The sequence below is a fragment of the Aliifodinibius sp. S!AR15-10 genome, from assembly GCF_031569985.1.
Taxonomy (GTDB): domain Bacteria; phylum Bacteroidota; class Rhodothermia; order Balneolales; family Balneolaceae; genus JAMQKA01.
The window spans coordinates 1-1583 of the sequence record NZ_JAMQKA010000107.1; the positions used below are offsets into that span (position 1 = coordinate 1).

Genomic DNA, 1583 nt, shown 5'->3' on the forward strand with positions numbered 1-1583 from the left:
TAAGGAGTTGATCTTTGACTTGTTGAGAGAGGTCGGGAAAGGTGAGTTTATCCATGATGTTTTATTCGAAAAATACAAAAACCCAATCACATTTACCCCTTTTATTTAGTGGTAATGACACTAGTAACGCATATTAATTGAAAACTTATATTTCAAGTGCCTGAATTAGGTTATTTGGTAGATACCATGAGGTATCCGCCTTATCGATAGGACAGGAATTAATTTCTTCACAAATGATTGGGCATTGCCCTTGATGTTTTTAACCGATAAACACTGCACTATTAACGCGTTTAGTGGTTAAAAAAATAGATCTGTGTCATCCTGAACTTGCTTCAGGATCTCGCAGGGAATCATCGCGCTGATCTGATTAGAAGATGTTATCAATGCTGGACGGCTCCACGAGATCCCGGATCGGAGTCCGGGATGACACAGATAGTATTTGTACCCTTTGTAGCCACTTAATCTAACCGATAAACACGTTACTATTAATTAAACTTTAAGGAAATGACCACCAAAAATTTGATAAATAAATGGTTTCAGAAATGGGAAGATGGGGATTTCCTCGATTTGCCCATTTCCAATACTTTTAAGCATACCAGTCCATTTGGGACTATTAACGGCAAGCAGGAGTACCTCACGCTGGTAAAAGAGAATAAGGACAAGTTCCTGGGGTACCATTTTGAGATACACGATGAGATTGTGGGGAGTGACAGGGCTTGCGTCCGCTACACCGCGGTTCAAGGGGATTTCACACTGGATGTCAGCGAATGGTTCTATGTTGAAAACGGGCTCATTGAATCAATTAATTCCTACTACCACATCGGGGAGATACGTGATGAGAGAAAGATTTCGAAGCCGGAATGACATAGCAATAAGTAAAAAACGTCAGAACTACTACGCGTAAGGGTTACACACCGTAGCTTTATGCGAAGGAGTGCTTCGTAGCACAAGCTGGGGATTTATTCGCCTTTCCGAAGGCTCATCGGGATAAAAGAACTGCTCAAAATGCGTTAATTGGAACTGTTAGTAAGCATGGTTTCAGTAAGTAATAAAGGTTTAAGCGATGAACGCTCCCTGCACTGGAAGTGCAGGGGTTCAGGTTTGGACTGAAAGTCCTTCTCCTTTTAAAAAATTACATCTTTTCTAACAAGAAAGCGGATTCCTCATCTCCAATTGGAGTACTTTTCAAGGACTTTACCAACTAGCCGTTGTGGACTAGGGCATCCCCCTGTCCCCTTTTGGGAAAGATGTGAGCCATGCAAGAAATATTCCCCCTTCGAAGGGGGCCAGGGGGATGTAGCCAATGATGTAACAGTTTCACTTTGAACTGATGGGCAGCTTATTGCCCGACAGCTACAAGAAATGGCTACTGCCAAAGCCGGACGCTTGCAAGCCCGTGGGCAGAGCAGCACATCCTCCTTTTCTTCGGCGGGGGGGCGAATTCATTTCCCCCTTCCAATGTCCAGACCGGGGACATCCTTTACAGGTGTTCGGAGACATCCTTTACACTTTGCAGGGCGCTTATATTTTGTATGATGACCTCCAAAAAGGAGGCTGTTTTGCCCTGGGAAAACCAGCAAACA

General features: G+C 43.7%; 1 protein-coding gene. It reads left to right on the plus strand.

Annotation, left to right across the window (positions count from 1 at the left end; genetic code table 11):
* Window positions 1–504 precede the first annotated feature (504 nt).
* Entirely contained in the window at window positions 505–864 is a 360-nt protein-coding gene (locus tag NC796_RS26520) for a nuclear transport factor 2 family protein (RefSeq protein WP_310688904.1), read from the plus strand.
* The last annotated feature ends 719 nt before the right edge of the window (window positions 865–1583 follow it).

Excerpts from the sequence above, each read along its gene's own strand:
- NC796_RS26520 (WP_310688904.1), top strand. The coding sequence starts at position 505 with ATGACCACCAAAAATTTGATAAATAAATGGTTTCAGAAATGGGAAGAT.